Below are 6,881 nucleotides of genomic sequence, written 5' to 3'. Positions count from 1 at the left end.
TGCGCCGCATGGACTGCCTGGCCCGCGTCCAGGAAAAAAAGCGCGCTAATGGCGCAGCCAAGATCGCCGGCACTCCGGCCTTCCGCCTGGCGGCCGTCGGCTGAGCCGCCCGGTGGTCCGCACTGGCGGCCTCAGCCTGAGGGCGGCATCTCAAGAACAGGGCCGGGCGGCGGATCCGCCGGCCCTGGGGGCGGCTCGTTCAGCCCCATCCGCATCTCCTTGACGATACGGAATCCTAACTGCTGGTAGAGCGCCTCCCCCGCATCGGAGGAGTGCAGCACCGCGGTGGTGCAGCCGATCGCGCGCAGATGGGCCAGAGCGTGCTCCATCAACTGCCGGGCGATGCCCTGGCGCCGATAGGCTGGCTCGACGAAGACGCTCCAGACATAGCCGAAGCGGCGGATGCTCGGCAGCATGATCTCGGGATAGGGGACGCGGTGCAGCTGGCTGCTCGCCGAGCCGACCACCCGATCGTCGTCGTCACATGCGAGGAAGGTGGCGAGGCTGCGCTCGCGGCGGCCGACCTCGATGAAGTCCAGGATGATGGCCAGCGCGTCGGCGCGCATCTGCTCGGGCTGGATGCCGTAGCTCTTCCAGAGCGCGATGTGATGACGGGCCAGGATCTCGTCGTCCTGGCGATCGCCCTGCCTGATCCTCATTCAGGTTCTCCTGCCCGAGGCCGGCCATCCAACCAAGACATTCAGACGGCCGTCAAGCCGGGCAGCACATCCGCGATCGCGCAGGGCCCCGTCGTCCAACCTGCGGCGGACTTCCCTGGGAACGGCCGGATTGGCCATGCGTTCGATCCCGGTACACCGATGCTGCCATCGGGCGTGGCGTAGGGAGCCGGTCATGGGCGAACAGATTCCGCTGCCGCCGCAGGCAAGCGCACTCGATCCGGAGCTGGATGCCGCCCGCGACGACCACACCCATGAGGTCGCCCCCGATCTGGCCTATCGCCGTCTGGGCATCGTCAACGTCCTATTCTGCGGCCGGCCCGATGCGGGCGATCGCGGCTGGGTGCTGATCGATGCAGGCCTTGCCGGCACCGCACCCTTCATCCGCGCCGCCGCTGCCGAGCGGTTCGGCCAGGACGCGCGGCCCGCCGCGATTGTGCAGACCCACGGCCATTTCGACCATGTCGGGGCGCTCGTCAGGCTGGCAGAGGAATGGGACGTGCCGGTCTATGCCCACTCACTGGAGCATCCCTACCTGAACGGCCGCGCCAGCTACCCGCCGGGTGATCCAAGCGTCGGTGGCGGGATGATGGCGGCAATTTCCCGGTTCTACCCGCGGGGCCCGGTCGACCTGGGCAGCCGGCTGCGCGCACTGCCGGACGATGGCAGCATCCCGCATCTGCCCGGCTGGCGCTGGCTCCACACGCCCGGCCACAGCGTCGGCCATGTGTCGCTGTGGCGGGAAGCAGACCGGGCGCTGATCGCCGGCGACGCCTTCATCACCACCCGCCAGGAGTCCGCCTATGCGGTCGCGGTGCAGGCAGCCGAGATGCACGGGCCGCCCATGTATTACACGGTGGAATGGGACAAGGCCGCTAATTCGGTGCGGCGCCTGGCGGCCCTGGAGCCGGAACTGGTGGTAACCGGCCACGGCCATGCCATGCAGGGGCCAGAGATGCGCGCGGCCCTGCACGAGCTGGCCGAACGGTTCGATGCCGTGGCCGTACCGGCCGAGGGACGCTATCTCCGCGAGCCGGCGCGGGCAGAGGACGGCAGCGCCTACTGCTAGGCACTGCCCGACCGCCGGGCACAGGCCCGGCTGCCGTTCCCCCGCGCGGCTACGGCTCGCTCTTCGGCGTGCAGAAATAGATGTGGCGCTTGCCGCCCTTCAGCGTCTGGTCGGCGCGGATCCGGTAGTGCTCGGCGAGGCAGGCCTCGAACTGGTCCTGCTCGTAGTCGCCATACTGGTCGTCCTTGTTGGCGAGCAGGGTCTGCACCATCTCGTCCGACCGGCTGACGAACTCGATTACTAGCGACGTGCCGAGCGCGGCGAGCCAGCCGATGAAATCGCGCATCGGGATGTTGGCGCTGATCACGATATGGTGGATCAGCGCCAGGCAGAGCGTCAGCTCCGGGCGGCCGCGCTCGGGCAGGGAGCGCCGCTCCAGGCCGCGCCAGCCCTGGGCAGGCGAGGGGTCGGACAGGTTGACCACCAGCGGCAGGATCTTCTGCCGGTCCGGCCGGCTCTGCTGCGCCTGGTAGAGATGCTCGATCACCATCCAGTCGCCGTCCATGGACACGACATGGTTGGCCTGCTCGGCGATCAGCCGCGAGAAGGTGCCGGTATTGCAGCCCAGGTCCCAGGCCATCCGCCAGCGCCGGTGCCGTGACGCCTCGCGCACGAAGGCGCATTTCGCCTCGAACTCGGCCTGGTCGTAGCTGTGGGTGCGGTCGTAGTCGGCCCAGACCGTCTTCGACCCGCCGGGCTTGAGGCCGGCCACGATCTTGCGCAGGCCCTCGACGTTGCGGACGATCAGCTGCTTGTCGAACCCGGCCTTGGCGATCGAGCTGCGTACGTTCTGCGGCTTATCGGCATAGCGGCGCTGTAGGCTGTCCTGGGCCAGCACGTGGAGCAGCACGCCCGGCCGGATCAGGTCGCGCGCGGAAAGCAGCGGCCGCAGGATGCCGGCCGGGATGCCGTCGATCTGGCCGCGCAGCCAGGGCCGGTAGTCCACGCCCTTATAGGCCTGCAGGAACAAAGGATAAAGGAATAGCTCGCAGAACTGCCGATAGCCGACCCAGGGCTCGCCCTTGCCCAGCACCTCAAAGGAGGGGATATCGATGAAGACCGGCTGCGCCCCCCGCCACTGGATGTTGTAGGCGGAGGAGTCCTTCAGGATCAGCCCAGCCCCGAGTGCCGCCTGCATGAGATCCAGATGCAGCAGCGCTGCATCCTTCAGCATGCCGAACGTCCACTCGTAGGGGTAGGAGATGAACGGCACCTTCTCGTGGCGCAGTACCGCCGCCCACTCGCCGAACGAGCGGGCTTCGTCAGCGGGCAGGCGCTCGGTGCGCACGATCGAGCCCCGCGCCGTGAACTCCTGGAAGAACGGTGCCGCGGCCAGCCGCTCCCAGTTGGCCAGCGCCTTGGCGCTGATGCCGCGCAGGATCTCGCCGTCGCGGTAGAACACGGCACCGTTGCGGTCGCGGAACGAGCCGGGCTCGGCGGTGGCGGCACTGGGACCGGGAATGCGCTCCCGGCCCGGCGCAGGAGCGAGCTCGCTCAGCGCCTCACTTGCGGGTGGCTGCATCGATCTGCACGTCCTGGGGGGCGTTGCTGGTCGACGCGACCTCCTCCTCGCGGCGGATGCCGAGCATGATCAGGAGCCGGTGCCAGTAGAGCTTGCCAGCGAGCAGCAGACCGGCGACGCCGCCCAGCAGCACCTGCAGGATGATGCTGCCCGTGCCCGGATCGAGATAGGCGAACGCCGTACCGGTCGACATGCCCACGATCAGGCCGGCCATCACCAGCCGGAAAGTATATGCGCCGATGCTGTGCATGTCATTCTTCTCCCGCCGCTGGTCGCGGAGCGTCCCCGGCTATGTTGGTGGCGTTCCCCTCGGACAGGAGACTGGCTGTCTCTGTCCGATCCGCTAATTGTCATGAAGTTGTCACGGGGCTGCACCGACAACAAGGGGAAAGCCAAAATGGCCTGGTCGCCTTACGGTTTTTTCAGCGGCCCGCGCAGCGTCGGGGGGAGAAACCATGCAAGACAGGCCGGCCAGCCAAGCCAAGCGCGACCGTAACCAGGACGGGTGGCCGATCCACCCGTTCCTGTTCGCCGCGGCTTCCGTGCTGGGCCTCTACGCCCTGAACGTGAAGGAAGCCGCGCTCGTCGAGATCCTGCCGGCGCTGGGCCTGGCGCTGGGCTTCGCGCTCCTGGTGGTCCTGGTGCTGAGCCTGCTGTCCCGGAGCTTCGGTGCCCGCACCGCCATCCTTTCCAGCATCGTCCTGATCGGCTGCCTGTTCACCATCCGCTTCGCCTTCTGGGGGGATCAGGCGATGGGTGGGGTGCCGATGGTCCCGGTCATGGCGGGCTTCGTGCTGATCCTGCTGGTGGCGTTCGTTGCGGTGGCGCGGACCCGCCGCGACCTCCGGCTGCCCCACAGCATCCTCAACGGGGTGGCGCTGATCCTGGTGGTGACGCCGATCTGGCAGGCGGCCTCGTACAAGTGGGAACATGGCCGGCCGGGCCTGGTGGCGCCCGCACCTGAGGAAGCGGCGGCGCCGGCCGCCGTCCAGCCGGACATCTATTATCTGGTATTCGACCGTTATGCTTCGGCGGCGGTGATGGAGCGCTATTTCGGGTCCGACGATACGCCGCTCGAGGCCTTTCTCGAAGAGCGGGGCTTCTACGTGGCGCGGGGCAGCCACGCCAACTACCTCAAGACCGGCCATTCGCTCGCCTCGACCTTCCAGATGGATTACCTGGACTTCCTGGCGGACGAGGAGGGGCGGCACTCGAGCGACTGGCAGCCAATCGTCGGCATGCTGCGTGACCACCGGGTCGCCCGCTTCCTGAAAACGGCTGGCTATCGCTATGCCCAGATCGGCGCCTGGTGGGGACCCACCCAGGTCAATGACTATGCGGAGTTCAACCCGCGCTTCGGGTTCACCGAGTTCACCGCGATGTACCTGCGCGACCGGGTGATCAGCCCACTGATGCACCTGGTCGCTCCGGACAGTTTCTACACGCGCACCCTGCAATGGGATGCCGGGCAGTGCCAGCGGGTGCCCTGGCAGATTGAGCAGATCAAGCAGGCGGCGGACGGGGCAGCGCCGACCTTTGTGTTCGGCCATATCCTGCTGCCCCACGAGCCCTTCGTGTTCGATGCGGACGGGAACTGCCTGTCGCAGGAGGAGGCGGATGCCCGCGGCAGGGTGCGGGGCTATGTCGAGCAGGTGCGCTATGCCAGCAAGGTGATCCGGGACCTCGTGACGGCCCTGCAGCAGCGCGAGGGGCCACCGCCGATCATCATCATCCAGGCCGACGAGGGGCCGTTCCCCGAGACGGATGTCGGATTTAACCGCAGCTGGCGCGAGGCGACTTTCGACGAACTCCAGATCAAGATGGGGATTCTGAACGCCTATTACTTCCCCGACGGGGACTATGGCCTGCTTTATCCGACCATCACCCCGGTCAACTCCTTCCGGATGCTGTTCGGCAAATATTTCGGCAGCAACCTGGAGCGGCTTCCTGATCGGATCTACGCATTTCCCGACATTTTCGGGCTCTATGATTTCTTCGATGTGACGGCTGTCGTGCGGCAGTTCCACGACTAGATCTGGTGGATGAGGCGGCGGCCGTGAGCAATCCTGGCCGCCAGCGCATGGAGGCCAGTATGCCCGACGATCCAGCCGATCTCGCGACGAGATCCTGCACACCCTGCAAGGGCGGGGAGCCGCCGCTCGGCCCGAAGGAGGCGGAAGCCTATCGGGGCGAAACACCGGAATGGTCGCTGCGCGATGAGGCCCGCCGCATCGAGCGGTCATTCCGGTTCAAGGACTTCCGACAGGCCTTCGCCTTCGTCGAGCGCGTGGCGATGCTCGCCGAAGCGGAAGGTCATCATCCCGACATCAGCTTCGGCTGGGGCTACGCGCAGGTCTCGCTGCAGACCAAGAAGATCAAGGGCCTGCATGCCAACGACTTCGTCATGGCGGCGAAGATCGACCGGATCGCGGCGGCCGGGCCGAACATGTCGGCATGAGCCGGCTGATCCAGGCCAGGCTCGTCAACGGCCCGTTCGATGATCCCGGTCTGTTCCTGGACTTCCGCTTCGGCCGGCGTGCCATGCTGTTCGATCTGGGTGACCTGGGCGCGCTGTCGGCCCGCTCGCTCCTGCGGGTGAGCCACGCCTTCGTCAGCCACCGGCACCTCGACCATTTCACCGGGTTCGACCGGCTGCTCCGGCTCTGCCTCTACCGGCCGACCACGATCCGGCTGGTGGGCCCGCCCGGGATGATCAGCGGCGTGGCCGCCAAGCTGGGCGCCTATCTGTGGAATCTCCTGGACGAGGAATCGGTCGCATTCGAGCTGCAGGTCGCGGAGTTCGCCGATGGACGGCTTGGCGCCTGGACCGGCTTTGCGGCGCGCGCCGGCTTTCGGCCGGAGCCCGCCGGCAAGGCCTCCCTGCCGCCTGGCCTCGTGCTGGCCGAGGGCGACCTCGCCATCTCGGCGGTCACCCTCGACCATGGCACGCCATGCCTGGCGTTCGCCCTGCAGGAGAGCATGGGCGTGAAGGTGATCCCGGCCGCACTGGCCGCCATGGGCCTGGAGGTCGGCCCGTGGCTCGGCCATGCCAAGAGTGCGGTGCGCGCCGGTGCTCCGGACGACCAGCCGGTCGAGGTGGGGCCGGGCCGGGTGCTGCCGCTAGGTCTGCTGAAGGAGCGCGCCCTTCTGGCAGCGCCCGGCCAGCGCTTGGCTTATGTGACCGACGCCGCGTTCCATCCGGCCAATGCCGAGCGGATCGTGGCGCTGGCGGCCAATGCCGATCACCTGTTCATCGAGGCGGCCTTCCTGGAGGCGGATCGGGCACTGGCCAGCACCCGCCACCACCTGACCGCACGCCAGGCCGGTGAACTGGCCAGCCGAGCCGGCGTGCGGCGGCTGACCGTGTTCCACCACTCCGCGCGCTACCTGGAGCGGCCCGACGCCCTGCGCCGCGAGGCGGAGGACGCCTTCGAGACGAGCGGCGCCGGGCGGCAGCCCGGCTGAGGCCAAAGATCCAGCCCGCCGGCGGCCCTGCCGGTTGGAGCCGGCAGTGGCCTGCCGCGGCCGCGCCGCTGCCGCTCAGTCGCGTCCGCCCTTGCCGCCCTTGCCGCCTGAGCCACCAGAGCCGCCCTTACCGCCGCCCTTGCTGTCG

General features: G+C 68.1%; 7 protein-coding genes. 4 read left to right on the top strand and 3 right to left on the bottom strand.

Translation table 11 applies throughout. The features are described 5' to 3' along the window. Positions 1-131 precede the first annotated feature (131 nt). Entirely contained in the window at positions 132-659 is a 528-nt protein-coding gene (locus tag EQG76_RS19385) for a GNAT family N-acetyltransferase (RefSeq protein ID WP_159715998.1), read from the bottom strand. A gap of 193 nt (positions 660-852) precedes the next feature. Here EQG76_RS19385 and EQG76_RS19380 point away from each other — a divergent pair, with 193 nt between their 5' ends. Continuing rightward, positions 853-1,746: an MBL fold metallo-hydrolase gene (locus tag EQG76_RS19380; protein WP_159715997.1), complete on the top strand. Its 894-nt coding sequence runs from the start codon at positions 853-855 to the stop codon at positions 1,744-1,746. A gap of 49 nt (positions 1,747-1,795) precedes the next feature. Here the strand turns inward: EQG76_RS19380 and EQG76_RS19375 are convergent, their stop codons facing one another. Next, complete coding sequence (locus tag EQG76_RS19375) at positions 1,796-3,268, bottom strand: methyltransferase (protein ID WP_159715996.1); 1,473 nt, start codon at positions 3,266-3,268, stop codon at positions 1,796-1,798. Next, a complete protein-coding gene (locus EQG76_RS19370; protein WP_159715995.1) occupies positions 3,249-3,518 on the bottom strand; it encodes a hypothetical protein in 270 nt (89 codons plus the stop codon). Before EQG76_RS19370 ends, EQG76_RS19375 begins: the two co-directional genes overlap by 20 nt. Before the next feature lie 205 nt (positions 3,519-3,723). Here EQG76_RS19370 and EQG76_RS19365 point away from each other — a divergent pair, with 205 nt between their 5' ends. The 3 genes from EQG76_RS19365 to EQG76_RS19355 are packed head-to-tail and all read left to right on the top strand — an operon-like array spanning position 3,724 to position 6,733. After that, positions 3,724-5,301 (top strand): sulfatase-like hydrolase/transferase, encoded by a 1,578-nt coding sequence (locus tag EQG76_RS19365; RefSeq protein WP_159715994.1) that lies wholly within the window; start codon positions 3,724-3,726, stop codon positions 5,299-5,301. Positions 5,302-5,360: 59 nt separating this feature from the next. After that, positions 5,361-5,726, top strand: coding sequence for a 4a-hydroxytetrahydrobiopterin dehydratase (locus EQG76_RS19360; RefSeq protein WP_159715999.1), 366 nt, complete (start codon positions 5,361-5,363; stop codon positions 5,724-5,726). Further along, positions 5,723-6,733, top strand: coding sequence for a ribonuclease Z (locus EQG76_RS19355; protein WP_159715993.1), 1,011 nt, complete (start codon positions 5,723-5,725; stop codon positions 6,731-6,733). The genes EQG76_RS19360 and EQG76_RS19355 overlap by 4 nt, the downstream gene beginning before the upstream one ends. The last annotated feature ends 148 nt before the right edge of the window (positions 6,734-6,881 follow it).

This window comes from Geminicoccus flavidas, assembly GCF_009806515.1.
In the GTDB taxonomy this organism is placed as follows: Bacteria; Pseudomonadota; Alphaproteobacteria; order Geminicoccales; family Geminicoccaceae; genus Geminicoccus; species Geminicoccus flavidus.
The sequence above is the reverse complement of the archived record's forward strand: the minus strand, read 5'-3'. Positions and strand labels throughout refer to the sequence as shown.